The sequence below is a fragment of the Microbacterium sufflavum genome (assembly GCF_023091155.1).
GTDB lineage: Bacteria > Actinomycetota > Actinomycetes > Actinomycetales > Microbacteriaceae > Microbacterium > Microbacterium sufflavum.
On sequence record NZ_JAHWXK010000001.1, the window covers coordinates 1,239,000 to 1,263,738 of the forward strand.

A 24,739-nucleotide genomic window follows, 5' to 3' on the forward strand; every position below is an offset into this window, starting at 1 on the left:
GGTCATGTCACGCGAACAGGAACGACAGGGCGACGCCGACCACGATCGCGGTGCCGACGTAGACCAGGTTCGGCAGCTGGAACGAGTGGTCGACCACGAACTTGCCCATCTTGGTCGTGCCGGTCTGGTCGAACGCGACCGTGGCGACCTGGCTGCCGTTGGCGGGCAGCGTGTAGATGCCCATGGTCGCCGGCCACAGGCCCACCAGCAGCGGGGCGGGCAGCCCGATCGTGATGCCGATCGGCACGATCGCGTTCGTCGCGCTCGACTGGCTCGTGGTGAGCATCGCGACCGCGAACAGCGCCAGCGCGAACAGCAGCGCGCCCAGGAACGCCGACGACCCCGACACCACGGAGCCGAGTCCATCGACGATGAGCGTCTGGTTCGCGGCGACGAAGGTGTTCGCCAGCCACGCGATGCCGAACAGGGCGATGGCGCCGACGATGCCGGCGGGGAACGTGGGCTGCTTGGGCACGTCGGCCGCCTTCACCTTGCAGAACACGAAGATGAGGGCGGCGATGATGCCCATGGTGACCTCGATGATGACGGTCACGCTCAGACGCACGGGGTCGCCACCGTCATCGGTGCCGATCACCGGTCGCAGATTCTCGAACAGGCCGAAGAACACGATCACCGCGACGCCCGCGAGGAACAGCGATGCGGAGAGCACCGCGGTCTTCGGCAGCGTCTTCTCGTGCGCGTCGACGACCGGCGGCTTGATCTGCCCGTCCGCCAGGCGCTTCTGGTACTCCGGGTCGTCCTCCAGGTCCTTGCCGTGGCGCATCATCACGAGCGCCGCGACGAGGAGTCCCGCGATGGAGGCCGGCCACATGATGAGCAGCAGCCCGCCGAGGTCCACGCCCTGCGGCGCGAGCAGCACCACCATCGAGGCGGTCGCAGCCGACACGGGGGAGCACAGGATGCCGACCTGCGAGGCCACGGCCGAGACCGCCAGCGCCCGCTCCGGACGGATCTTCTGCTGGTACGACACGTCGTAGATCACCGGCAGCAGCGGATAGAAGATGTTGCCCGTTCCCGCGCCGACCGTGAACAGGAACGACATCGCGGGGGCGAGGAACACCACCGACTTGGGGCGTTTGCGGATGACCTTCGCCGCGACGGACACCATCCAGTCGATGCCTCCGGCGGCCTGCATGGTCGAGGCGGCCGTGATCACGGTGATGACGATGAACACCGCGTCGACGGGGGCGTTGCCCGGCGCCTCGCCGAAGACGAACACCAGCACGGCGACGCCGACGAGGCCCCACACGCCCAGGCCGATCCCGCTGGTGCGGGTGCCCATGAAGATCGCCAGGACGACGACGATCAGCTGGGCGATGAGGAGGAAGACGTTGTCGTTCATGACGATGCCCCGATCATCAGGATGGCCCGGTCAGGAGGAGGGTCCGGTGGCGATGGGCCCGGTACCGGTGAGCACCTGCACGGGCAGCTCGGTCTCGACGATCCGCCCGTCCACCGCTTCCACCCGCAGGGCGAGGGGGTCGTCGACCGGGCTGATCGCCGTCACGAACTCGGAGTTCTCGAAGTGCAGCGACTGGAGGTTGCCCACCGCGTAGCCGGTCGACAGCTCCCCGCTGAGCAGGGAGGCGTGGAACAGCGGCCGGCGCTGGTCCTCGGCGTCGTAGTGCGGGCAGAAGCTGCCGTGCAGGAAGCCCAGGCCCTCCGGCAGCACCTGCAGCGTGGGGCCGTAGCTGTCGGTCGTGCCGCCCTCGAACCAGCAGATCCCGCCCGCGCTGCCGCCGGTGAACACCACGTTCGACGCCGGGTCCTCCCACATCTCGCGCATGATCTCGTCGAGTCCCTGCCGCTTCCACACGTCGAGCATGTTGGCGGTGTTGCCGCCGCCCACGTGGATCACGTCGAAGCCCTTCACGAACCCGGCGAGGTCGTCGACCGCACGGTGGAACAGCGGCAGGTGGTGCGGCGCGCACCGGTCGGAGTCGTACGTGGAGTAGAAGCTCACGATGTAGGCGGTGTCGTCGCCCGTCGCGGTGCCGACGAACAGCACCCGCGGTCTGTCCTTGCCGGTGAGTCTCAGGATGTAGTCGTGCGTCGGATCGTTCCGGCGCTCCATCATGGCCTTCCCGGCTCCGGTTGCGACAACATGTGACATCGGTGACCCCCCGGTTCGACGGCTGCTCTCAGGCGTCAACATAGTGGTGAGGGACCCGGCGCGTCCAGCACTCCTCACCCGCTCGACGTGAGGGACGGTGCGGCCGTCGGCGCACGCCATAGTGGGAGGGGACGTGTCGACGACGGCGGGAGGGCCCACGGTGGCATCGAGCGAGTTCGCGGTGTGCGCGATGTCCGAGCGCCCGGCGCTGTGGACGCTGGTCTGGCATCCCGAGACCGAACGGTGGGAGGCGCGCGACGCCGCGGTCGCGCTCGACCGGCCGTTCGCGCTCGCCGCCCACCCGTCCGGCTCCCTGTACGCCGCCGGCCTCACCCCCGAGGGCGCAGTGCATCGGCTCACGCGCGGGCCCGGCGACGGCGCGGCCGACTGGGTCGTGCGGCAGAGCCTCGCCCTGCCGGGGGTGGAGCTGCCATGCCGGGTGCGGTTCGACGCGGCTTCGCGGCGCCTGCTGATCCCCGGGTACGGGAACGGGGCGCTCGGGGTGGTCGACCTCGACCGGGACGGCGGCTTCGCCGGGGCCGCCCGAGTGGCCGCGTTCACCGGCGGTGGACCCGACCCCGAACGACAGGACGGCCCGCACGCCCACGACGCCCTCGCGCTCGCCGCCGGCATCGGCGTGACCGACCTCGGCGCGGACGTGCTGCGCATCCTCGACCCGACGACCCTCGCCGAGCGGGCGCCGCTGGAGCTCCCCGCGGGCACGGGACCCCGGCACGTGGCCGACCTCGGCGGCGGAGGGGTCGCGCTCTCGGGCGAGCTGGGCTCGACGCTCGTGCTGGCCTCGGTCACCGAGCGCCGCGTGCTCGACGTGCTGCCTGCGACCGCGCACGGCTCCGGCGGGTCGAACGCGCCCAGCACGGTGGTGCACGATCCCGTGCGCGGCCTGGTGCACGTCGCGAACCGCGGCGCCGACACGATCCTGACCGCCCGGATCGACGGCGACCGCCTGGTGCGCGTGTCCGAGGTGCCCGGCGGCGGCTCCCGGCCGGAACATCTCGTGCTCACCGGCCGGCACCTGCTGGCGGTGCACTCCGCCGACGGCGCGGTCGTGGCGCTGCGCCTGCGCGACGGGGTGCCCACGGCCGAGGTCGCCGCGGAGACCCGGGTGCCCGGCGCGATCTGGATCGAGCCGCTGCCGCCGCGGCGCTGAGTCGCGGTTGCGGTCAGCGCTCGGGCAGCTCGGGGCGCCGGCGGTCCCGGTGGCTCGGGCGGCTGCCCGCGGGCGCGGACTCAGGCGTTGAGGCGGGCGGCGCCGACCTGCGCCTCGAGCAGCGGCAGGGTGCGGCTGCCCGCGGGCGTCAGGCCGAGGGTGCGCGCGAGTTCGAGTGCGAGCGCCGCGTGCCCGGCCGCGTTCGGGTGGAACGGGTCGCCCATCAGGCCCCACGGCACCCCGCCGTTCCCCAGCTCGGCGTAGCGGGCGTACTGGTCGACCAGGAGCACGTCCTCCTCCGCGGCGACGCGCCGCACGGCCTCGGCGAACTCGGCGATCCGCGACCGCTCCGGGGCGTTGAGGCCGTCCACCGCGGGCGGCGTCTGCAGCACCACGACCGCGTCGAGGTCGCGCGCACGCCGCACGAACTCCCGCAGCGACTCCGCATACTCGGCGGCCGAGAGCACGGGGCGCTCGCCGCCGGTCGACACATCGTTCGTGCCGATCATGAGGGTCACCACGTCGGGGTTCCAGGAGGCGACGCGGCGGTCCCAGTCGTCGAGGATGTCGGCGATGCGGTTGCCGCTGATCGCCGAGTTGATGACGATGTCGCGCACGCGGGCGAGCTCGCCGCGGATGAGCTCGTGCAGGTGCTCGGGGTAGCTGCGTCCGCCCTGCGTGTGCACCAGCCCGTGGGTGATCGAGTCGCCCGTGATCAGCCAGTTCAGCGGCGCCGGATCGGCCAGGGCGGCGGTGAGGCGCTGGAGGTCGGCGGTGGTGGAAGCGGGGGCGGGGGATTCGGCGTTCGGCACGGCTCCGAGCCTATCGGCCGACCACGGCGACCCCGGATGCGGGAGACTGGACGGATGACCTCGTCTGCGCTCGACCGTCTCCTCGCCCGCATCGCCGACTCCGGTCTGCTCGACGACCCCGTCGCGGAGAACGGCCTGGTGTACGGCCGCGCCGGGATCGACGCGGCGGGCGCCACGGTCTCGGTGAACGTCGATCCGGAGCTCGACGAGCACGACGAGGTCGACGATGACGCGCTGGTCGCCACGCTGGAGCGCGTGCTGTCGGTGAACGAGTCGCGGTGGCGGGCGATCGTCGACGAGGTCGCGTCGGACATCGACGACGCGGTGGACGACGAGCCCGTGGTCGAGCAGATCGATCTGCGCGACGACCTGGAGGCCACGTCGGTCGTGGTGTTCGCCGATGCCGTGCTGCTCGCGTTCGTCGCTCCGAAGCAGTTCCCGGAGTCGCGCATCCTGGTGCAGCTCGACGAGGAGTTGGAGGTCGACGGCGTCGAGGTGCGTGCGCTCGACGGCTCCGAGACGGTGGAGTTCGACACCCTTGACGACCTCCTCGACGAGATCAGCCGCTCCGACGAGGACTGAGCGCCCTCGTCATTCCGCGTCGAGCACCTCACGGAGCGTGGCGGCGAACGCCTCGGGCTGGCCCGCATAGCCGGACTCCCCGCCCAGGAAGCCGCCGTGGTGGCTGGGGAAGACGGTCGCCTGCTGGCCCAGCCGTTCGGCCAGCGCGAGCGCGGTCCGTCCGGTGTACCCCGTCAGCGACTCCTCGCCCACCGCCACCACGATCCGCGTCGGTGCCGCCTGTAGCGCCGCGATGTCGGGCGTGTAGTCGACGACCGCCCACGACCGCTCCGACAGCAGCGGATCGTCGCGGGATCCGTCGTCGTCGGCGGGCATCCCGAACGCGGCGGGGTCGGGCAGCGGCTGCGCGAGGAACTCCTCGGTGAACTCGCCCTCCCACGAGGTCATCGCCAGGAAGCCCGCCATCCCGGCGCCCCAGCCGCGGTCCTGATACGCGCGGGTGTAGGCGGCCCTGGCGCGGCGGGCGGCCTCGGCGTCGGGCAGCACCGCATCGATCGGCGGCTCGTGCGCGACCAGGGTGGCCACGTCGTGCGGGTGGGCGGTGACCAGGGCGAGCGCCGTCACCGCGCCGCCGCTGCTCGCGAACAGGTCGACCGGTCCGGCGCCGAGCGCCTCGATCAGCGCGTGCACGTCTTCCGCCTGCGTCTCCGGCTCGTTGGTGACGCCCCCGTCGTGCCGCACGCTGCGCCCCAGGCCGCGCGGGTCGTACGTGATGACAGTGCGGTCGGGGAAGAGCGCCACCTGGGCCTGGAACCCGCTGGCGTCCATCGGCTGGCCGATCATGACCAGCGGACGCCGCCCGTCGGCCGTGGGCAACGGGCCGTGCACGTCGTACACGAGATCCACGTCGGGCAGTTCCAGGGTGTGCTGCGTCATGTCGATCTCCTTCGCGCGTCCCCGTGGATCGTACGTGCCGTCACGGACGTTCCACCAGGGGCGGTCACAGCCACTTCTTGTACTTGAACACCCCGTACAGGCCCACCGCGAACGCCGCCATCGCCCCGATCGCCATCGGGTACCCGAACGCCCAGTGCAGCTCGGGCATCACGTCGAAGTTCATGCCGTACACCGTGCCGACGAGCGTGGGGGCGAAGATGATCGCCGCCCAGGAGGAGATCTTCTTGATCTCGTCGTTCTGCGCCAGGCCCGCCTCGGTCTGCCGCCGCGCGACCAGCGCCGAGTGCACCGTGAGGGCGTTCTCCAGGATCGCGCGGAACGAGTCCACCCGCTCGTTGACGCGGATCGTGTGGTCGAGCACGTCGCGCAGCGACCGCTGCAGCTCCTCGTCGATGCGGTACTTCTCCGACCCTCGGCGGAGCCACTCCAGCATCCCGCTGAGGGGGTGCACGGCGCGCTGGAAGTTGATCACCTCGCGGGACAGCTCGTAGATGCGGCGGGACAGTGCGCTGTCGTCCGCGCCGTCGCCGAACAGCTGGTCCTCGATCTCGTCGATGTCGTTGAGCAGACCGGCGACGATCGGCTCGTAGCCGTCGACCACCTCGTCGAGGATCGCGTACAGCACGGCCTCGGGTCCCATCGCCAGCAGCTCCGGGTTCGCCTCCATGCGGGAGCGCACGGCGGCGAGGTTGGGCGACTCGGCGTGCCGGATGGTCACCACGAAGTCGGGCCCGACGAACAGGTGCAGCTCGCCGAACTCGATCGACTCCTCCTTGTCGCGGTAGCGGGCCGGGCGCAGCACCGCGAACAGGGTGTCGCCGTAGCGCTCCACCTTCGAGCGCTGATGCCCGGAGAGCGCGTCCTCCACGGCGAGGGGATGCAGGTCGAACTCGCGCGCGACGGACTCGACCTCCGCCGGGCTGGGGCGGTAGAGGCCGATCCAGGCGATGCCGCCCGCCGCGTCGAGCATGCGGTAGGTCTCGTCCAGGTTCCTCGGGGTCTCCACGCGACGTCCGTGGACGTATACGCCGTTGTCGATGAGCGCCATGATGCGGCTCCGTTCTCGCGAGCGCACGGCAGCGGAGGCTCCGTGCGCGGATTCGTCAGGGGGCGGGAGACGCCGCCGACGGCTGCGGAACAGGACGTGCGGACGCGGACCGGAAGGTCAACGCGAGAGCGCAGGGAGTCGCGACGCAGCGAGGGCGGCGTCGTTACTATCGTCGGACATCGCCATCACCGCCTTCCGGACTCTCGGGGGTCACACGACCCGACGTGCCAGCATACTCCTCGGGCCTGAGAAGTCGGCGGCGGAGCCGGCCAGGTGCGGTTCGAGCGGATCGTTTGCGAGCATGGGGAAGTGAGCGAACCGATCGACATCGACGCACGCCTGGTGGCGGAGCTCGTCGAACAGCAGTTTCCCCGCTGGGCTGATCTGCCCGTGCGCGCGGTGGCGAGGCAGGGGTGGGACAACAGGACGTTCCGTCTCGGCGAGGAGCTCTCGGTCCGGCTTCCGAGCGCCGAGCCCTATGCGGCGGCCGTTCGGAAGGAGAGCAGAGCACTCGAGGTCCTCGACGGAAGGCTCCCCGTCTCCGTCCCCTCCGTCCTGGCGCTCGGCGAGCCGGGCCGCGGCTATCCGTTTCCGTGGTCCGTGCGCCGGTGGCTGGCCGGCGACACCCTCGACGACGCAGCGGGGGTGGACCGCGTCCGACTCGCCGAGGATCTCGGCGGCGTCCTTCGCGTCCTGCGGTCCCTCCCCGTCGACGCGGGTACGGCAGCCGGCCGGCACTCCTTCTACCGGGGGGCGCATCCGAGTGCGTACAGCGAGGAGGTCCAGACCGCGCTCGCGCACCTGCACGGCGACGTGGACGTCGAACGGTGCCGGAGCGTGTGGCTCGCCGCGACCACCACGGCCTGGGACGCTGCGCCCGTGTGGTTTCACGGGGACGTCGCCGTCGGCAACCTCCTCGTCAGCGACGGCCGCCTGTCGGCGATGATCGACTTCGGCACGTGCGGGGTCGGTGATCCGGCGTGTGACCTCGTCATCGCGTGGACGTTCTTCGACGGGGAGGCGCGCGACGCGTTCCGCGACGCCGCCGGGCTCGATGCCGCGACGTGGAGGCGTGCCAGGGGCTGGGCCCTGTGGAAAGCGCTGGTCACCCGGTCGAGCGCGTCCGGACCGGGAGCGGGCGACAGCCGGCGTGTGCTCGACGAGGTGCTCGCCACTCCGCTCTAGAGGGCGGGCGGATCAGGGGACGATCGCGTCGATGTAGCCGCCGTCGACCCGCACCGCCGCGCCGGTCGTGGCCGACGCGAGCGGCGAGGCGAGATAGGCGACCATGTTCGCGATCTCCTCCGGCTCGATCAGCCGCTGCAGCAACGACTGCGGGCGGTGCAGGCGCATGAACTCGCGCTGGGCCTCGTCCCACGGCAGGTCCTGGTCGACGAGGGAGTACACGAAGTCCTCCACGCCGCCCGTGTGGGTGGGCCCCGCGAGCACCGAGTTCACCGTGACGCCGGTGCCCGCCGCCTCCTTCGCGAAGCCGCGCGACACCGCGAGCAGCGCCGTCTTCGACATGCCGTAGTGGATCATCTCCGCGGGGATCACGACGGCGGAGTCGCTGGCGATGTCGAGCACCCGCCCCCAGCCGCGCTGCATCATGCCCGGCAGCGTCGCCCGGATGAGTCGCACGGCGGCGAGCACATTCACGTCGAAGTAGCGGCGCCATTCGTCGTCGGAGATGTCGAGTGCCGGGGTCGCGCCGAAGATCCCGAGGTTGTTCACCAGCACGTCCACGTCGCCCGTGGCGGCGAGCACGGCCGCGGCGCCGTCGTCGGTGGTGACGTCGCCGGGTGCGGGCACGAGGTTCCGCTCGGGATTCTCCTCCCGCAGCTCGGCGACCACCGCCGCGACCGTGTCGGCGCTGCGGCCGTTGACGGCGACGCGGGCCCCGGCGTCGGCGAGGGCCGTGGCGATGGCGCGGCCGATGCCCTGGGTGGAGCCCGTGACGAGGGCGGTCTTTCCGGTCAGGTCAATGCGCATGCTGCTCCTCCGTGTCGGTGCTGTCTGCTGCAACACCGCCGCGCCTCCATCCATGCCCGCGTACCTCCTGCCGCGGGCATGGGCCGTGGTGCCGGGTGCCGCGGGCGTGAGCCGTGTGCCGGGATCGAAAAGGTGCCGGGGGCGGGCTCCGCGGGGACGGTTTCGATCCCGCGTCGAGCGGGTGTGTCCGCCGCGGTGGTGCCAGGGTCGAAAAGGTGCGTGTGCGGTGCCCTGAAGGCGCGATTCTGAGCCCGCATCGAGCGGGTGGGCGCCGGCTAGAGGTGCACGACCTCGCCGTCGCGGGCGGCGGAGGCCTGCGCGGCCTTCACGATCTCGACCGTGCGGATGCCCACCCCGGCATCAGGCTGCGGCTGACGGCCGTCGCGCACGGCACGCACGAACTCCTCCAGCAGCAGCGCGTCGAGGTCGGCGCCGACCGGGCTCCAGGTCTCACCGTGCGCGTCGTGCCCGGCGACGCCCTTCGCGAACGGACTCACGGTGACGGTGCCGCGCTCGGCGACGACCTGCAGCGTGAGGCCGCCCCACGTGGCCGAGCTCATCGGCCAGCTCCAGGAGCAGTCGATCGTGGCGACCACGCCGCCCGGGTACTGGATCGTGACGAGCCCGCCCGTCTCCACCGACAGCTCGCGCTGCGCGTGCAGCACCCGGTTCGACACGGCGCGCACGGACGCCGCTCGCTCGCCGAGCAGCTCGTCGAGCAGGTCGGCGCAGTGGACGACGTGGTCGACGAGCGCGCCGCCGCCCGCGAGCTCGGGGTCGGTGAACCAGGCCCTGTCCTGCGGGAGCTTGCCGTTGTTGATGCCGGTCACGCCGAGGATGCGCCCGAGTCGTCCGCTGCGCAGTTCGGCGATCGCGTCGCGCACCGCGGGGGAGAACCGCACGGGATAGGCGACCATGAGCAGCACACCCGCGGTCTCGCACGCGTCGCGCATGGCGATCGCATCCTCGACCGTGGTGGCCAGCGGCTTCTCGCACAGCACGTGCACGCCCGCCGCCGCAGCACGCTCGACGAGGGCGCGGTGCCGGGAGTTCTCGGCCGCGATCACGACGGCGTCCGGCTTCCACGCGAAGGCCTCGTCGTACGTGTCGACGTAGGCCACGCCCAGCTCGGCGGCGAGCTCGGCGCCGCGGGGAGCGTCGTCGGGCGCGGCCGCGCCGTCGGGGTCGGTCGCGATGAGCTCGACGCCGGGCATCTCCTTCAGCGCGTGCACATAGCTGAGGGCGTGCGTGTGCGCGAACGACAGGACGGCGATGCGCAGCGGGGTGGGGGCGGTCATCGGGTGGCCTCCTCGGTGGCGGGCGCGGCGGGATCGGGAGCGGTGGAGTCGGCCGCGGCGGCCTCCCCGGGGAGGGCGACCGCGGAGCCCGAGGCGATGGAGGCGTAGGCGGCCTCGGCGACCGCGACCGCGGCGATCCCGTCGGCGGGGGCGACGCGCGCCGCACGGCCCTCGCGGATCGCGGCCACGAAGTCGGCGATCTCGGCGTAGTACGGGCTCTCCTCGGGCGACATCGGCGGCAGGTAGTCGGCGTCGCCCTCGGGCACCACGGCGTCGGTGCGGAGGGTGTGGTCCTCGGCGCTGTCGTACCGCAGACGGCCCGCCGATCCCGCGACCTCGACGCTCGTGCGGAACGGCATGCCGGGCTGCGCCCAGCTCGCGTGCAGGTGACTGAGCACCCCGTTGCGGTGGGTAAGCACGACGTGCGCGGTCACGGGCGCGGGCACGCGGTCGTCCACCGTCGGCGGGTTCTGCACGGCGTAGACGCTGGCGACCGGTCCGGCGAACCACAGCGCCTGGTCGATGTCGTGGATCATGAGGTCGCGGATCACGCCGCCGCCCGCCCGCTCGGAGAAGAACCACCCGGTCTGCGGCGCGGAGCCCGCACGGCTGAACCGCTGCACCGCGAGCTCGCCCACGTGCCCGGCCTCGATGCCCGCCTTGATCTGCGCGTACTCGCCCATGTACCGCACGACGTGCGCGGGGAACAGCCGGACACCGGCGCGAGCGGCGGCCGCGGTCACCTCTGCGGCGGCCTCGGCGGTCGCGGCGAGCGGCTTCTCGCAGATCACGTCGCGACCGCGGGCGATGGCGCGCAGCGCGAAGTCGGCGTGCGTGCTGCTGGGCGTGACGATGTCGACCAGGTCGACCAGCTCGATCAGCGCGTCGACGTCGGCGACCAGCTCGAAGCCGTACTCCGCGGCGATCTCCTCGGCACCGTCGAGCGAGGTCACGTAACCCCGCACGCCCAGCGCCCGCCACGCGTCGGCGTGCACGCGGGAGATGCCGCCCGCGCCGATGAGTCCGACTGTCAACGTGCTCACTGCTTCTCCTCGGTGTCGTCGCCGGTGACCGGCTCGTGCGGCAGGGGGGTGATGGGCGGGGCGGGCATGTCGTCGATGCCGGAGATCTCGGCGGGGTGCCGCTGGAACGCGTGCACGACCGCACCGTGCGCGGCGGCTTCCGCGCCCAGTCGCGCCTCGGCGACCGGCACCTGGAACGGCAGCCCGAGGTGCCCGGGGAGTGCGGCCCGCAGCGGGTCGAGCAGTTGCTCGTGCGCCGCCGAGAGTCCGCCGCCGATGACGACCATGGCGGGATCGACCGTGAGGATCAGCGTGGCGATGCCGTGCGCGAGCTCGTCGATGAACGCGTCGAGCTCCTCGCGTGCCCCGGGGTCGCCCTCCCGCGCGAGGGCGAACACCTCTGCGGCGGTGGGGGCCGTGCGCCAGGGGATCTGCCCGGTCTCGCTGTTGAGTCCGCGGAAGGCCAGGCGTCCGATGTCGCCCGCCGCGTTGTGGATGCCGCGGCGGGGGCGTCCGCCGAGGATGAGGCCCATCGCGATGCGGTTGCCGACCGACAGGTAGATCACGTCGTCGACGAGCTGCGCGACCCCGAGGTGGTGTTCCGCGACCGCGGCGAGACGCACGCCGTTGTCGACGGCGACCGGGCACCCGAACGCGTGCCGCAGCTGCGATCCGATGTCGATGCCCGACCACTCGGGGATGACGACCGAGGTGGTCACGCGGCCGGCGTCGTCGACGAGCCCGGGGAGGGAGACGCCGACGGCGCGCACCTGCGACGCGGGGATGCCGGTGTCGGCGAGGGTTCCGCGGATGTGGGAGATGACGGCGGCGAGCTTGGCGGCCCCGTCGGTCTGCGCCGAGACGCCGGGGTAGGTGCGCTGGGCGATGACCGCTCCGGCGAGGTCGGACAGCACGACCCGCACGCTCGCGACGCCGATGTCGACGCCCACGACGGTGCCGGCGGCGGCGTGGAACGCGTACCGGCGGGCGGGTCGTCCGGCCCCTCCGCCGTTCTGCGCGGGCGCGTCGACCAGCAGCCCGGAGTCGCTGAGCACGGTCACGGCGTTCTCGACCGAGGTGCGGGAGACCTCCAGCGAGCGGGACAGATCGCTCACGGTCGCCGGTCCCGTGTCGCGCAGCTGGAGGGCGCAGCGCGCCACGATCGACAGCGGACTCGTCACGCCCATGTGCGGTGCCTCCTTCGTCCCCGTCGTTGGTGCGATCAAATTAGCACACCCGGTTCTCACATCGTGTTTTGTCGTTGACGATCGAGAAACACGCTGGAAACAAGCGTCTGAGAACTTGTACTTGACGAATTATCCCAGCCCAATGTCATAATGAACCGTACTCAGCACGGTTTACGCAAAGGAGCACCATGCGCGTCAGCAAGATCACCGGCGTCGTCGCGGGAGTCGCGGCCGCCACCCTGTTGGCCGGATGTTCGGCCGGCGGAGGCACCACCGCAGAGGGCGAGCAGGACATCACGGTCTGGCTCTACCCGGTCATCGCCGACGAGGCGGTGCACAAGGACTTCTGGGACTCGACCATCGAGGCGTTCGAGAAGGAGAACGAGAACGTCAACGTCTCCTACGAGATCTTCCCGTGGGCCAACCGCGACGAGGCCCTCCAGACCGCGATCGCGGCCGGCAAGGGTCCCGACGTCGTCTACCTCATCCCCGACCAGCTCGCCGCCTACCAGAAGTCGATCGCGCCGCTGAACGACCTGCTCAGCACCGAGCGTCAGGACGACCTGCTGCCCAACGTCAAGGAGTCCGTCACGATCGGCGGCGACATCCTCGGCGCCCCCATCCTCACCAGCGCCCAGCCGCTCATCTGCAACGCCGCCGCGTTCGAGGCCGCCGGCGTGACCGAGTACCCCGAGACCTGGGACGACGTCGCCGAGATGGCACCCGCGTTCGTGGAGAAGGGCATGTACGCCCTGAACTACCCGGCCTCCGCCGAGAACACCCTCAACCTCACCTACTACCCGCTGCTGTGGCAGGCGGGCGGCGAGGTCTACACCGAGGACGGCGAGGTCGGCTTCGACAGCAAGGCCGGCGAGAAGGCGCTCACCTTCCTCACCGACCTGGCCGAGGAGGGCGCGCTCGACCCCGAGGCGCTCACCACCAACGTGCCGCTCGAGCAGACCGCGATCGCGCAGGGCAAGGTCGCCTGCACCTGGAACAACGCGGTCACCGAGGTCGCGCCGTTCTGGGGCGAGGAGAACGTGAAGGTGCTCGCGCCGCTCAGCGACAAGGAGTCCGTCGCGTACGGCACCGTCGGTTCGCTCTCGGTGCTCAAGGGCTCGAAGGCGAAGGACGCCGCCGCCGCGTTCGCCGAGTACGCCACCGGCGCCGACGTGGTCGAGCCGTACCTGACCGCCGCCGGCTACTTCTCCGCGCTCAGCACGACCGAGCCGCTGTACGCCGACGACCCGCTGCTCGGCGAGGTCGAGAAGTACGTGCCCGACACCACCGTCGGTCAGCTCGACGCCAGCTCCCGCGCCCTGATGGGTGTGCTGTCGCCCGAGATCCAGGCCGCCCTGCTCGGCCAGAAGTCGCCCGCCGACGCCCTGAAGGACGCCGCGGCCGCCGCAGCCCCGCTGCTGCAGAAGTGAGGCGACGGGGGCGTGCGGACACCCGCCGCACGCCCCCTCCTCTCCGCCCCCGACGTGAGGAAACGACAATGACGACGGCCACCACGGCACCCAAGCCCGCAGGGCGCGTCGCCCGGGTGCTCGCCCGGCGGGAAGCGCGCATCGCGTTCCTGTTCGTGCTCCCCGCCTTCCTGCTGTTCATCGCCTTCCGCTTCGGCCCGAGCATCGCGGGCGTGGCGCTGAGCTTCTTCGACTACGACATCTCCGGCGAGATCGCGTGGCGCGGACTCGACCACTTCCAGCGCCTGGTCGCCGATCCGCTGTTCTGGCGGGCGCTCGGGACCACCGTCATCTACACGGTGCTGGCGGTGCCGATCGCGCTCGTGCTGTCGACCGTGATGGCCCTCGGCGTGCGACGGGCCTTCCGCGGCGCCCGCTTCTTCCGGTCGATCTTCTTCCTGCCCGTCATCACCTCGCTGGTGCTCGCCGGCTCGATCTTCGTGTGGATCTTCTCGGCGAACGGCCCCTGGTCGGCCCTGATGGCCCCGCTCGGGCTGGGCGGCTCGTGGCTCGGCAGCACCGTGCTCGTGATCCCCGCGATCGTCGTGGTGGGCGTGTGGTCGCGGTTCGGCTACGGGATGATGATCCTCATCGCGGCGCTGCAGGACGTGCCGCGTGAGCTGGAGGAGGCCGCGCTGGTCGACGGCGCGAACGCCTGGCAGCGGTTCCGGTGGATCATCCTCCCGCACCTGCGCCCCACGTTCTTCTTCCTCGCGGTCATCGAGACCACCGCGGCCTTCCAGGTGTTCGACGTGATCTACGTGATGACCCAGGGTGGTCCGGCGAACGCCAGCTACTCGCTTGTCTACCTGCTGTACGACCAGGGCTTCCGCTACTTCGACTACGGCTACGCGGCCGCCGTCGGCGTCGCCCTGTTCGTCATGACCCTCGTGGTCGCCCTCATCCAGCGCCTCGTGATCGGAAAGCAGAAATGACCGCTCTCCTGCAGCCCCCGACGCAGACCGCCGCGCCGACCCCGCAGCCCGCGCCCCGCAAGCGCCGCTCGTTCCGCGCGCTGGAGCCCACCGGCTGGGGCGTGGTCGTGCGGTGGATCTGGCTGAGCCTCGCGGGCATCCTCAGCTTCTTCCCGTTCTATGCGATGGTCGTGCTGAGCCTGAAGCCCGGCATGGTCGTCGAGCTCCCCGGCTCGCTGCTGCCCTGGACGGACATCTCGTTCGACTCCTACGCGCAGGTGCTCGGCGGTCAGAACATCCTCGGCTGGCTGTTCAACACGCTCGTCTACTCGCTCGTGTCGGTCGTGGCCGTGCTGTTCCTCTCCGCGCTCGCCGGATACGCCTTCGCCAAGAAGCGCTTCCGCGGCAAGGAGGTCATGTTCTGGTCGTTCCTGGCGATGGTCATGGTGCCGTTCCACGTGACGCTGATCCCGACGTTCATCCTGATGGCGAACCTCGGCGGCATCGACACCTACTGGGGCCTGATCCTGCCGACGCTCGCGAACGCGCAGGCCGTGTTCCTGATGCGGCAGTTCATCCAGGGGCTGCCCGACGAGCTGTTCGAGGCGGCACGGATCGACGGTGCGGGGGAGTTCCGCATCTTCCTGCGGATCGTGCTGCCGCTGTGCAAGCCGATCCTCGCCACCCTCGGCATCTTCGTGTTCCTGTGGCACTGGAACGACTTCCTGTGGCCGCTCATCATCGCCAAGTCGAACTCGATGTTCACCCTCACCGTGGGCATCTCGTCGCTGCAGCAGCAGAACGTGCCGCTCAGCACCATGCTCGCCGGCTCCGTCGTGGCGCTGCTGCCCATCTTCCTCGCGTACCTGATCGCCCAGCGGTACGTGCAGGAGGGCGTGACCGGCACCGGGATCAAGGGCTGAGAAGAAGGGAAAGCACCACATGGCTCAGCACAGCTTCGCCTCCGAGGCCGAGCTCGAAGAGGCCCTGGCCACGCCGAGCGACGCGCTCGTGGCCGACCTGGCACGCGGATCGGGCGACCTCGTGATCCTCGGCGCCGGCGGCAAGATGGGCCCGACGCTCGCGATGCTCGCGCGCCGCGGGATGGACGCGGCCGGCCGGACGGACGACGCCGTGTACGCGGTCTCGCGCTTCGGCGACGCCGCGATCCGCGAGCGCCTGGAGGCCGCGGGCGTGACCGTCGTGCCGTTCGACCTGATCGAGAACGACGACTTCTCCGCCCTTCCCGACGCCCCCCACGTGGTGTTCATGGTCGGCGCGAAGTTCGGTGCGGCGACCAACGCGTCGTGGGCGTGGGAGGTCAACGCCGCCCTGCCCGACCGGGTGGCCCGCCGCTACCGCGACAGCGCGATCGCCGTGCTGTCCACCGGCAACGTGTACCCGTTCGTGCCCGCGTCGTCGGGCGGCGCGTCGGAGGATGTGACCCCGGCGCCGATCGGCGAGTACGCCCAGTCGTGCCTCGGACGGGAGCGGGTGTTCGAGTTCGGTGCGCAGGAGCGCGGCACGAAGGTCGCCATCATCCGCCTGAACTACGCGGTCGACCTGCGCTACGGGGTGCTGGCCGACATCGGCACGGCCGTGCACGCGGGCGAGCCCGTGTCGGTCGCCACCGCCAACGTCAACGTGATCTGGCAGGGCTACGCGAACGAGGTGGTGCTGCGCAGCCTCGTGCACGCGTCGACCGACCCGTTCGTCATCAACCTCACCGGGCCGGAGCTGCTGAGCGTGGAGTCGGTCGCCCGCGGCTTCGGCACCCTGTTCGACCGCGAGGTCACGATCGTCGAAGAGCCGCAGCCGACCGCGCTGCTCAGCGACGCCCGCCGCTGCATGGCCCTGTTCGGCTACCCGTCCGTGTCGGCCGAGGAGCTGATCCGCATGCAGGCCTCCTGGATCGACGCGGGCCTGCCGATGATCGCCAAGCCCACCAAGTGGGCCGTGCGGGACGGGAAGTTCTGATGTCGTCGTCGTCCGCGGACACCGCGACCGTGCCGGTGCTGCGACCCGAGGCCGCGGCCACGCTCGCGCGCGGTGCCGTGATCCCCGCGCACCCGCTCGCGCTGACGGCCGACCGCACGCTCGACGAACGCCGTCAGCGCGCCCTCACGCGCTACTACCTCGACGCGGGCGCCGGTGGTGTCGCGGTGGGGGTGCACACGACCCAGTTCGAGATCCGCGACCCGGAGCACGCCCTGTTCGAGCCCGTGCTCGCGCTCGCCGCGGAGGAGCTCGACGCCCGCGCGGGTGCCGAGGTCGTGCGCATCGCCGGTGTGGCGGGCGGCACGGCGCAGGCGGTGGCCGAGGCCGAGCTCGCGCGCGGGCTGGGGTACGACGCCGTGCTGGTGAGTCCCCGCGTCGCGGGCGCCGACGAGCGTGCCCTGCTCGAACGCGCCCGCGCCGTCGGCGAGGTGCTGCCCGTGGTGGGCTTCTACCTGCAGACCGCGATCGGCGGGCCCGTGCTCGGCCGTGACTTCTGGCGCGAGTTCGCGTCGATCCCCTCCGTGGTCGCGGTGAAGGCCGCGCCGTTCGACCGCTACCGCACGCTGGAGCTGGTGCGCGGGGTGGCGGCGTCCGGTCGCGCCGACGACATCGCCCTGTACACCGGAAACGACGACGCGATCGTCGCCGACCTGCTGTCGGAGTTCCACGTGGACTCGCCGTCCGGCCCGCGCACGCTGCGCTTCGTCGGCGGGCTGCTCGGCCAGTGGGCCGTGGGCACGCGGGCGGCCGTCGCGCTGCTGGAGCGGGCGCGGCAGGCGATGGACGGCGACGCCGAGGCGTACCGCGAGCTGGGGCTGCTGGCCTCCGACATGGTCGACGTGAACCAGGCGGTGTTCGACCCGGGCAACGACTTCCACGGCGTGATCGCGGGCGTGCACGAGATGCTGCGCCAGCAGGGCCTGCTCGACGGCACGTGGTGCCTCGACCCGGCCGAGGGGCTCTCGCCAGGGCAGGCGGAGGAGATCGCCCGGGTGCGCCGTGCCTACCCGGCCCTGAACGACGACGCGTTCATCGCCGCGCACCTCGAGGACTGGCTGCGATGAGCGCCGCGGCGCCCGCGGTCGTCGTGGCGGCGGTTCCGGAGGCGCTGTCGGCGGAGTTCTTCGCGCCCGCCGACCTCGAGCGCCTGCACCGTGCCGCGGCCGCCGCGGGCGGGAGGTTCGTGCGGGTCGAGTCGCTCGACGACCTCGACCCCGCCGAGCTGCGCGGGGCACGGGTCGTGATCACGAGCTGGGGTGCCCCGCCGTTCGACCCCGCCCTGCTCGCGCGCCTTCCGGCGCTGGAGCTCGTGGCGCACACGGGCGCGTCCGTCAAGGCGTTCGCGACCGGGGAGCTGTTCGACCGGGGCGTCGCGGTGACCCAGGCGGGCGACGCCATGGCCCGCCCGGTCGCCGAGGTGTCGCTCGCCTTCACGCTCGCGCTGCTGCACCGGCTGCCCGAGCTGTCGCACGGGGTGCGCGCGGGCGGCTGGTACGACGCGGCCGCGGTGGGCACGCAGCACGAGATCCTCGGGGCGCCCATCGCGGTGATCGGCGCGTCGCGGACGGGTCGTGCGTACCTGCCGCTGATCTCGGCGCTGGGCGCGGAGCCGCTGCTGGTGGATCCCACGATCGACGCCGCCGCGGCCGCCGCCCTCGGTGCCGAGCTGGTGCCGCTGGACGAGGCGCTTCGTCGCGCCCGCATCGTCGCGGTGCACGCGCCGACGCTGCCCGAGACGCATCACCTCCTCGGTCGGCGGGAGCTCGCGCTGATGCCCGACGGCGCGGGACTGGTGAACACGGCCCGCTCGTGGCTGGTGGACGAGGCCGCGCTCATCGACGAGGTGCGTACGGGCCGCCTGAGCGCCGCGGTGGACGTGTTCGACGAGGAGCCGTTCGGCGCCGACAGCCCGTTCCGCACCCTCCCCGGGGTGCTCGTGACGCCGCATCGCGCCGCCGGCACCCACGAGGGGCGGCTGCGGCAGGGCCGGATCGTGGCGGACGAGGTCGCGGCGTTCTTCGAGGGCCGACCGCTCGCCCACACGGTGGATCGCGCCGCGCTGGCGTGGATGGCATGACCGCGGCGATCGCGCGCGGGGACGACCCCGCCGGCTGACGCGGGGTGGATCGTCCGGGCGGGAGCCCGGGGTGCTGGGGTCGGGGGACTCGAGGGAGGACGCGGCTCGGCCGGACGGCCGGACGCCTGACCGCGGCGACGACGCCGCAAGGAGGATGAGCATGACCCAGCAGGAGATGACCGAGACCGCCGCGCTGCGCAGCAGGCGCATGCTGCTCGCCGGGTTCGGTGCCGCCGCGCTCGGCGGTGTCGCGGCGGCGGCCGCCCCGAGCGCCGCGCAGGCCGCCGGCCCCGTGGCTCCACAGGACTCGTCGGGCTCGAAGACCGTGGCGAACGCCGGCACGGCTGCGGCGCTCGCGGCTCGCAAGGGCAAGGACGGCGACCTGGTGCGCACGAGCGGCTACGCGGCTCCCGGCGACGGCGGCGCCGGCCTGTACCGCTTCGTGAAGAAGGACGGCCCTGCGGCCAACGGCGGCACGGTGCTCGCGGGGCCGAAGGGCGGCGTCTGGGTGCTGGTGCACCAGGGCACGGTGGACTTCCGGGTGTTCGGGATCATGGACGCCTCCGTCCCGGCCGACGACGCGCTGGACGCGCTGGTGGGCGACGCGAGCGTCCGCCGCATCGAGGCGTACTCCGACCTCAACTTCGTGCGCCGGCACCGGTTCACCCGTTCCAACCTGGCGTTCGACTTCCACCACCACCTCATGACCACACAGGGCATCGAGAACGCCGGCAAGGACGACCCGTTCGCCGCGGTCATGTTCTTCCGCGGCGAGGTGACCGAGGCGGTGCAGGAGGCGCGGCTCGGCGAGAACGTGCCCGACCTCGCCGACGTCTTCCCGGTCGCCGACTCCTCGTTCTTCGCGGTCGGCGAGTGGTACGCGGCCGAGGTGAACGCGCTCTCGGGTCGCTGGGAGCGCGAACTGCAGCGGCTCGTGCAGGTGACCCAGATCGTCGACGGCACGCACATCCGCGTGAACTACAAGAACGGCTGGCCGCTCGGCAAGGACCGCACCATGACGTGGCGGCACGTGAAGCCCGTGCAGGACATCACGGTGTCGAACCTGAAGTTCCTGGGCGGAGGGACCGACGAGTACACCGGCTCGCACCCGCTGGCGTTCGAGTACGCGGTGCGCTGCGACGTCGACCACATCGACGGCACCGCCACGTTCTGGCCGCTCATCCAGCGTCGCTGGAACACGTACTTCAGCACCGAGAGCTGCACGCTGAAGAACCCGACCTCCGTCACGTGGGGTGGCGCGGGCTACCTGACGCAGCAGATCTACTGCCTGTACGGGTACGTCGCCAACTGCCACACCGCGAACGCGCGGCACCTCAACGACTTCACGGCGAGCGCCTACTGCCTGGTGGAGAACTGCCACGGCGACGGCGACGACCAGGGCCCGTTCGTGACGCACGGGCAGTACGAGCACGACCTGACCTACACGGGCAACTCCGGCCTGATGACGTTCGCGAACTCGGGTGCCGCGTGGGGCTCGGCCGCCAAGCGCATCACGGTGCGCAAGCACGTGTGCTCGTGGTTCGTGGCGCGCGTGCGCATCACCGACCTCACGCTGGAGGACGTGCAGGTGATCGGCAAGCCGTCGCTGTCGGGCTCCGGCATGCTGTGGATCAACGCCGACGGCGCGCAGCTGCGCGGGTGCACCGCGTCGGACACCCTGATCATCACGCAGGCGTCGGACAACTCCGCCCGCCCGACCGTGATCGCCGACTCGCACATCACGTTCGTCGCTCCGGGCGACCTCACCAATGCGACGGTCACGACCCCGGTCACCTTCGTCGACACCGTGCTCACGAACGTCGGCGGCGTGAAGATCGGCGGGGCGGGCGCCGTGACGTTCCGCGGCTCGACCCTCACCGCCGCGGAGGACTCCGCCCCCCTCGCGTCGTCGTCCGAGCGGCTGCGGTTCGAGGGCGCGACCCTGCGCAACGTGCGGATCGCGGCGGCCAGGGGCGAGCGGCAGACGCTGGAGTTCGCGGGTGCGGACGTCGCGGCGAAGGGCGGCACGGGGATCGGGCGGACGGGCGCGGGCGAGCTGCACGTGACCCTGAGCGACAGCACCTTCCGCGGCGACGGCGGCACGACCCACGTCTCCCTCACCTCGGGCGCGACGCACTACCGCGCGGTCGGGAACCGGTTCGAGGGCGGCAGGCTCGAGCTGGGGGCCGACGCGTTCGGTGCCGAGTCGACGCTGCTGCACACCGGGAACGTCGAGGCCGGGGTGACTCGCACGGCCTTCCCCGACGCGGGCGACCGCGTGGTCGACACCGCGAATCTGCTGGTGTGAGGGTGCGCCGCGGGAGGACCGTTCGTCGGCTCTCCCGCGGCCGTCGGGATCGTATCGCTCTGGAATATGGGTAACGCGTTACATTCTGTCGCATAGGGTGGACACCGCTATCTGTTCGCAGGATGCACGAGGGGGAAAGCTCGGCCCGCATCCGAACCAGAAGAACCCGGTGACATCCCGAGAGATCCGGGCGGTCTTCCTGACCCTTCGAAATGATGAGATCACTACGTAATTCGATTCACCCTGTCCGCTCTACCCTGCTCGCCTCTCTCGCCGCCGTCGCGGTGATCGGCTCCGGTGCCATCGCGGCACCCTCCTCGGCCTCCGCCGCAGACGCGGCGTCGAACGCCATCGCCTCCGTGATCGAGAGGGGGTCGGAGTGGTCGTACTACCGGTCGACCACGGCGCCCTCGTCCGACTGGCAGACCGGCTCGTCGTCGTGGGACACCGCGAAGGCTCCGTTCGGCGCCGGTTCGCGGGTCGGACGCGTCGCGACGAAGATCCCGTCGTCGACCGACCGCCCGCTGTCGACCTTCTTCACCAAGAGCTTCACGCTCACCTCGGACCTCCCCGAGTGGTCGTGGCTCAACACCTGGGCCGACGACGGCATCGTGGTGTGGATCAACGGCACCGAGGTCGGGCGCAAGAACGCGCCGACGGGCGACATCACGGCGAAGAGCTACGCCACCGCCGCGCCGTCGACCACCTCCGCCCGCTCGAACCCGGTGTCGTTCTCGATCCCAGTGAACCTTCTCCACGAGGGCGAGAACACCATCGCGGTGCAGGTGCTGGCCAACTACCACGCGACCCCCAATGTGAGCTTCGACGCACACCTCGTGCGGGAAGACACCCCGTCGGGTCAGGCCGTGGCTCCCGCGCCCGCCCCGGCTCCGGCCCCGGCTCCGGCTCCGGAGGACGACTCCACGCAGGTCGCGCCGCCGGCGAGCGAGCAGGAACCTCCGGCCGAGGAGCCCGCTCCCGCACCCGAGCCGGCCCCCGCCCCCGCTCCCGCGCCCGCGCCGGCGACGGACGGGAGTGGGTCGGCGACGAGCGACCCCGACGCCTGCGGTGCCCAGGCGATGCTGGCCCCGTCGTGTGGCGCCCTGTGGGGCGTGTACGCCACCGAGGGCGGATCGAACCTCGTGACCTCGGTCACCGATCTCGAGGCCAAGGTCGGGCGCAAGTTCGACATGACCATGCGGTACCACGACTTCTCCACCCACGTGCATCAGGGGCAGTTCCCCGACGCGGAGGAGCAGACGCTGGGTCAGGACCGCACGCTGCTGTTCTCGTGGCAGTCGCGCGTCTCCGACACCAACACCATGATCGCGTGGTCGCGCATCACCAAGGGCGAGATGGACTCGTACATCGATTCCGCCGCCGACCGGGTCAAGGCGTTCGGCAAGCAGGTCATGATCGCGTTCGATCCCGAGTTCGACAACGGCCCGAACGAGGAGAAGGGCACGATGGCGGACTACGCCAGCGCCTACCGCCACATCCATGACCGTTTCGAGGCCAAGGGCGTGACCAACGTCGCGTGGGCCTGGGTGTCGACGGGGTACCTCGGCGACGGGAACGACGACCGCATCATGCAGGGCTACCCCGGAGACTCCTACGTGGACTGGGTGGGTTACGACCCGTACAACTTCTACACGTGCAACGGCACCGGGTGGACGACGTTCGCCGACAAGATCGATCAGAAGTACCACTTCTTCACGCAGGGCAGCCTGGGCACCAAGCCGCAGATCCTGTCCGAGTACGGCACCTCGTACAACACGTCCGACCCGGCGCTCGCGCAGGACTGGCACCGCGACATCCCCGATGCGCTCAAGGACTACCCGAACCTGAAGGCGCTCGTGCGGTTCAACTCGCCCGGTGCCCTGGGCACGGGGGAGAAGTGCACGCTCCAGATCGAGAACGGCCCCGGCATGCTCGAGTCGTTCAAGGACGCGGGTCTGGATCCGTTCGTGAACACACGCGGGAACTGACCCCGCGTCGAGCCGCTCCGCTCGACAGGACTGCGCCCCCTCGGGCGCCGGTGCCTCACACACCGGTGCGCGAGGGGGCGCTCCTCGTGTCACGACCGCGGGCGATCGGCGTCCGCGGGATCCGGCGACGCGCGATCGGCGTCCGCGGGATCAGGCGACGCGACCGGCGTCCGCGGGATCAGTCCTCGGCGGCGGGGAGTCCGACGAGCTCGGCGCTCCGCTGCCACAGGGCCTCCGCGAGCACGGGGTCGTTCGCCTGCGGATTCACCCGGGTGGTGAGGACGCGCTCGTCGTAGTAGGCGCCGGAGGTCCAGGTCTCGCCCGGGGTCCCGTCGATGAACCACCGCAGGGTCGCCCCTCCGCGGTCGGTCCCGATCAGGAGGACGTGCCGCAGCGGCGACCGGTACACCAGCCGCATGATGCTGGACGAGTCCGCCGCGAAGTTCGTGCGGACCGTGCCGGGGTGGAACGCCACGGCGCTGAGGCCCCGCGCGTGGAACCTCTCGTGCAGGCTCTTCGCGAACAGGATGTTGGCGAGCTTCGCGTCGCCGTAGGCCTTGTTGGGGCTGAAGCGGCGATGGTTGTCGAGGTCGTCCAGGTCGAGGTGCCCGAACAGCCGGTGGCCCACGCTCGACGTGTTGATCACGGCGCCGCGCGCCCGGAGCAGGTGGGGCAGCAGCAGGTTCGTCAGCAGGAACGGCGCCAGGTGGTTCACCTGGAGCGTCTTCTCGTGGCCGTCTACCGTGGGGGTGCGGTCGCCGAAGATGCCGCCGGCGTTGTTGGCCAGCACATCGATGCCGTCGTCGCCCACGGCCGCGTCGATGCGGGTCGCGAGGGAGCGGACGTCGTCGAGCCGCGCGAAGTCCGCCACGTGATGCTCGGCTCCGGTCTCCTCCGCGACGGCGCGGGTCTTCTCCGGGGAGCGCCCGACCAGGATCAGCCGATGCCCGGCGTCGGCGAGCTGACGCGCGGCGGCAGCGCCGATGCCGTCGGAAGCACCGGTCAGGACGATGGTGCGGCGGCCGGTCGCGGTCACTCGGCCTCCGCCTCGACCGTCGGGGTGATGCGCTCGACAGCGCGCGTCACGTGCTCGGCGATCACGGCGCGGGCGCGATCGGGGTCGCCGCTGGCCACGGCGTCGATGATCTGCTGGTGGCTGCGCACGTGCTCCTCCTGCTCGGCGGGGTCGAGCGCGGCGTTCGCGGCCTGGATGAACCCGGCGATCCGACCACGCAGCTGGGCGCTGAGCTCGTCGAGGAACCGGTGCTCGGCGAGGTCGGCCAGCGTCTCGTGGAACAGCCGGTCCTGGCGCAGCACCTCCGCGATGTCGCCGGGCGCCGCATCGGACATCGCCTGGATGATGGCGCCGAGGCGTGCCGCCGACTCCTCGTTCCACCGCTCCTGCACGCGGATGGCCATGAACTGCTCGAGCACGATGCGCAGGCTCGAGATCTCCTCCAGGTCCTGCGCGGTGAGCTGGGCCACGCGGGCGCCGCGGCGGGGTTCGCGTGTGATCAGGCGCTCCTCGGCCAGGCGGGTCAGCGCCTCGCGCACCGGGATGTGGCTCACGCCGAGCCGCTCCGCGAGCTTGCGCTCCACCAGCCGTTCGCCCGGCGCGAGCTCGCCCGAGTGGATGGCGGCCCGAAGCTCGTCGGTGACCTGTTCGGCGATGTTCTGATCCGACACGCTGCGCATCCGGGGCCCTTCTCGGTTTCGCGCGGCCCGGTGCTCGTCGCGCGGGGCCTCTTCGCTCGCTCGATGCTATGGCATCCGCGACAGGACTGGACAGAACGACGCTGGTGCTAGATGCTATAGCAAAACCTAGCGATGACGAAGGAGTTG

At 71.5% G+C, this 24,739-nt stretch carries 22 protein-coding genes; 11 read left to right on the forward strand and 11 right to left on the reverse strand.

The features are described from left to right. Positions 1–7 precede the first annotated feature (7 nt). Both KZC56_RS06135 and KZC56_RS06140 read right to left on the reverse strand, forming a co-directional pair. On the reverse strand, positions 8–1,363 hold the full coding sequence (locus KZC56_RS06135) for an anaerobic C4-dicarboxylate transporter family protein (RefSeq protein WP_136030513.1): 1,356 nt from the start codon (positions 1,361–1,363) through the stop codon (positions 8–10). A gap of 30 nt (positions 1,364–1,393) precedes the next feature. Beyond that, a complete protein-coding gene (locus KZC56_RS06140) occupies positions 1,394–2,134 on the reverse strand; it encodes a Type 1 glutamine amidotransferase-like domain-containing protein (protein ID WP_136037204.1) in 741 nt (246 codons plus the stop codon). Between the two features lie 133 nt (positions 2,135–2,267). On the opposite strand from KZC56_RS06140, the gene KZC56_RS06145 reads away from it, so the two are divergent. Further along, positions 2,268–3,305: a lactonase family protein gene (locus tag KZC56_RS06145; protein WP_247638106.1), complete on the forward strand. Its 1,038-nt coding sequence runs from the start codon at positions 2,268–2,270 to the stop codon at positions 3,303–3,305. 80 nt (positions 3,306–3,385) lie between these two features. On the opposite strand, the gene KZC56_RS06150 is transcribed toward KZC56_RS06145, so the two are convergent. Further along, on the reverse strand, positions 3,386–4,117 hold the full coding sequence (locus KZC56_RS06150; RefSeq protein WP_247638107.1) for an SGNH/GDSL hydrolase family protein: 732 nt from the start codon (positions 4,115–4,117) through the stop codon (positions 3,386–3,388). Between the two features lie 54 nt (positions 4,118–4,171). Here KZC56_RS06150 and KZC56_RS06155 point away from each other — a divergent pair, with 54 nt between their 5' ends. Then, complete coding sequence (locus KZC56_RS06155; RefSeq protein WP_206252051.1) at positions 4,172–4,699, forward strand: hypothetical protein; 528 nt, start codon at positions 4,172–4,174, stop codon at positions 4,697–4,699. Positions 4,700–4,708: 9 nt separating this feature from the next. On the opposite strand, the gene KZC56_RS06160 is transcribed toward KZC56_RS06155, so the two are convergent. Both KZC56_RS06160 and KZC56_RS06165 read right to left on the reverse strand, forming a co-directional pair. Further along, positions 4,709–5,575: an alpha/beta fold hydrolase gene (locus KZC56_RS06160; protein ID WP_136030503.1), complete on the reverse strand. Its 867-nt coding sequence runs from the start codon at positions 5,573–5,575 to the stop codon at positions 4,709–4,711. Positions 5,576–5,639: 64 nt separating this feature from the next. Then, positions 5,640–6,644 (reverse strand): magnesium and cobalt transport protein CorA, encoded by a 1,005-nt coding sequence (locus KZC56_RS06165; protein ID WP_136030501.1) that lies wholly within the window; start codon positions 6,642–6,644, stop codon positions 5,640–5,642. Positions 6,645–6,953: 309 nt separating this feature from the next. Between KZC56_RS06165 and KZC56_RS06170 the strand changes: the two genes are divergently transcribed. Then, a complete protein-coding gene (locus tag KZC56_RS06170) occupies positions 6,954–7,829 on the forward strand; it encodes an aminoglycoside phosphotransferase family protein (RefSeq protein ID WP_206252050.1) in 876 nt (291 codons plus the stop codon). 12 nt (positions 7,830–7,841) lie between these two features. Here KZC56_RS06170 and KZC56_RS06175 read toward each other — a convergent pair whose 3' ends face one another. The 4 genes from KZC56_RS06175 to KZC56_RS06190 form a co-directional block, all read right to left on the reverse strand. Further along, complete coding sequence (locus KZC56_RS06175; protein ID WP_247638108.1) at positions 7,842–8,636, reverse strand: SDR family NAD(P)-dependent oxidoreductase; 795 nt, start codon at positions 8,634–8,636, stop codon at positions 7,842–7,844. A 275-nt stretch (positions 8,637–8,911) separates the two neighbouring features. Continuing rightward, positions 8,912–9,934, reverse strand: coding sequence for a Gfo/Idh/MocA family protein (locus KZC56_RS06180; RefSeq protein WP_247638109.1), 1,023 nt, complete (start codon positions 9,932–9,934; stop codon positions 8,912–8,914). Beyond that, positions 9,931–10,977, reverse strand: coding sequence for a Gfo/Idh/MocA family protein (locus tag KZC56_RS06185; RefSeq protein ID WP_136036147.1), 1,047 nt, complete (start codon positions 10,975–10,977; stop codon positions 9,931–9,933). Before KZC56_RS06185 ends, KZC56_RS06180 begins: the two co-directional genes overlap by 4 nt. Beyond that, positions 10,974–12,143 (reverse strand): ROK family transcriptional regulator, encoded by a 1,170-nt coding sequence (locus KZC56_RS06190; protein WP_136036148.1) that lies wholly within the window; start codon positions 12,141–12,143, stop codon positions 10,974–10,976. The genes KZC56_RS06185 and KZC56_RS06190 overlap by 4 nt, the downstream gene beginning before the upstream one ends. 188 nt (positions 12,144–12,331) lie before the next feature. Here KZC56_RS06190 and KZC56_RS06195 point away from each other — a divergent pair, with 188 nt between their 5' ends. The 8 genes from KZC56_RS06195 to KZC56_RS06230 all read left to right on the forward strand — a co-directional run bounded on the left by KZC56_RS06195 (position 12,332) and on the right by KZC56_RS06230 (position 22,897). Beyond that, positions 12,332–13,573, forward strand: a complete 1,242-nt coding sequence (locus KZC56_RS06195; protein ID WP_136030491.1) for an ABC transporter substrate-binding protein — start codon at positions 12,332–12,334, stop codon at positions 13,571–13,573. Positions 13,574–13,641: 68 nt separating this feature from the next. Further along, complete coding sequence (locus KZC56_RS06200) at positions 13,642–14,547, forward strand: carbohydrate ABC transporter permease (protein WP_136030489.1); 906 nt, start codon at positions 13,642–13,644, stop codon at positions 14,545–14,547. Beyond that, positions 14,544–15,449, forward strand: coding sequence for a carbohydrate ABC transporter permease (locus KZC56_RS06205; RefSeq protein ID WP_136030487.1), 906 nt, complete (start codon positions 14,544–14,546; stop codon positions 15,447–15,449). The genes KZC56_RS06200 and KZC56_RS06205 overlap by 4 nt, the downstream gene beginning before the upstream one ends. Before the next feature lie 19 nt (positions 15,450–15,468). Further along, positions 15,469–16,503 (forward strand): NAD-dependent epimerase/dehydratase family protein, encoded by a 1,035-nt coding sequence (locus KZC56_RS06210; protein WP_247638110.1) that lies wholly within the window; start codon positions 15,469–15,471, stop codon positions 16,501–16,503. Beyond that, entirely contained in the window at positions 16,503–17,588 is a 1,086-nt protein-coding gene (locus KZC56_RS06215) for a dihydrodipicolinate synthase family protein (protein WP_247638111.1), read from the forward strand. The genes KZC56_RS06210 and KZC56_RS06215 overlap by 1 nt, the downstream gene beginning before the upstream one ends. Next, positions 17,585–18,601 carry a hydroxyacid dehydrogenase gene (locus KZC56_RS06220; RefSeq protein WP_136030481.1) on the forward strand — a complete coding sequence of 339 codons (1,017 nt, stop codon included), beginning with the start codon at positions 17,585–17,587 and terminating at the stop codon, positions 18,599–18,601. The genes KZC56_RS06215 and KZC56_RS06220 overlap by 4 nt, the downstream gene beginning before the upstream one ends. A gap of 160 nt (positions 18,602–18,761) precedes the next feature. Further along, complete coding sequence (locus KZC56_RS06225; RefSeq protein WP_247638112.1) at positions 18,762–20,909, forward strand: peptidase C14; 2,148 nt, start codon at positions 18,762–18,764, stop codon at positions 20,907–20,909. 284 nt (positions 20,910–21,193) lie between these two features. Beyond that, positions 21,194–22,897 carry a glycoside hydrolase family 26 protein gene (locus KZC56_RS06230; protein ID WP_247638113.1) on the forward strand — a complete coding sequence of 568 codons (1,704 nt, stop codon included), beginning with the start codon at positions 21,194–21,196 and terminating at the stop codon, positions 22,895–22,897. A 178-nt stretch (positions 22,898–23,075) separates the two neighbouring features. Here the strand turns inward: KZC56_RS06230 and KZC56_RS06235 are convergent, their stop codons facing one another. Beyond that, the gene (locus KZC56_RS06235; protein ID WP_247638114.1) at positions 23,076–23,933 is read right to left on the reverse strand and encodes an SDR family NAD(P)-dependent oxidoreductase; all 858 of its coding nucleotides are present in this window, start codon (positions 23,931–23,933) and stop codon (positions 23,076–23,078) included. After that, on the reverse strand, positions 23,930–24,592 hold the full coding sequence (locus KZC56_RS06240; protein WP_136030065.1) for a GntR family transcriptional regulator: 663 nt from the start codon (positions 24,590–24,592) through the stop codon (positions 23,930–23,932). The genes KZC56_RS06235 and KZC56_RS06240 overlap by 4 nt, the downstream gene beginning before the upstream one ends. Positions 24,593–24,739 lie beyond the last annotated feature (147 nt).

Bases quoted from the DNA above. Each gene is read 5' to 3' on its own strand.
- KZC56_RS06210 (WP_247638110.1), top strand. From the start codon at position 15,469: ATGGCTCAGCACAGCTTCGCCTCCGAGGCCGAGCTCGAAGAGGCCCTG.
- KZC56_RS06140 (WP_136037204.1), bottom strand. From the start codon at position 2,134: ATGTCACATGTTGTCGCAACCGGAGCCGGGAAGGCCATGATGGAGCGC.
- KZC56_RS06160 (WP_136030503.1), bottom strand. From the start codon at position 5,575: ATGACGCAGCACACCCTGGAACTGCCCGACGTGGATCTCGTGTACGAC.
- KZC56_RS06155 (WP_206252051.1), top strand. From the start codon at position 4,172: ATGACCTCGTCTGCGCTCGACCGTCTCCTCGCCCGCATCGCCGACTCC.
- KZC56_RS06205 (WP_136030487.1), top strand. From the start codon at position 14,544: ATGACCGCTCTCCTGCAGCCCCCGACGCAGACCGCCGCGCCGACCCCG.
- KZC56_RS06240 (WP_136030065.1), bottom strand. From the start codon at position 24,592: ATGCGCAGCGTGTCGGATCAGAACATCGCCGAACAGGTCACCGACGAG.
- KZC56_RS06190 (WP_136036148.1), bottom strand. From the start codon at position 12,143: ATGGGCGTGACGAGTCCGCTGTCGATCGTGGCGCGCTGCGCCCTCCAG.
- KZC56_RS06165 (WP_136030501.1), bottom strand. From the start codon at position 6,644: ATGGCGCTCATCGACAACGGCGTATACGTCCACGGACGTCGCGTGGAG.
- KZC56_RS06175 (WP_247638108.1), bottom strand. From the start codon at position 8,636: ATGCGCATTGACCTGACCGGAAAGACCGCCCTCGTCACGGGCTCCACC.
- KZC56_RS06135 (WP_136030513.1), bottom strand. From the start codon at position 1,363: ATGAACGACAACGTCTTCCTCCTCATCGCCCAGCTGATCGTCGTCGTC.
- KZC56_RS06220 (WP_136030481.1), top strand. From the start codon at position 17,585: ATGAGCGCCGCGGCGCCCGCGGTCGTCGTGGCGGCGGTTCCGGAGGCG.
- KZC56_RS06225 (WP_247638112.1), top strand. From the start codon at position 18,762: ATGACCCAGCAGGAGATGACCGAGACCGCCGCGCTGCGCAGCAGGCGC.
- KZC56_RS06215 (WP_247638111.1), top strand. From the start codon at position 16,503: ATGTCGTCGTCGTCCGCGGACACCGCGACCGTGCCGGTGCTGCGACCC.
- KZC56_RS06180 (WP_247638109.1), bottom strand. From the start codon at position 9,934: ATGACCGCCCCCACCCCGCTGCGCATCGCCGTCCTGTCGTTCGCGCAC.
- KZC56_RS06200 (WP_136030489.1), top strand. From the start codon at position 13,642: ATGACGACGGCCACCACGGCACCCAAGCCCGCAGGGCGCGTCGCCCGG.
- KZC56_RS06195 (WP_136030491.1), top strand. From the start codon at position 12,332: ATGCGCGTCAGCAAGATCACCGGCGTCGTCGCGGGAGTCGCGGCCGCC.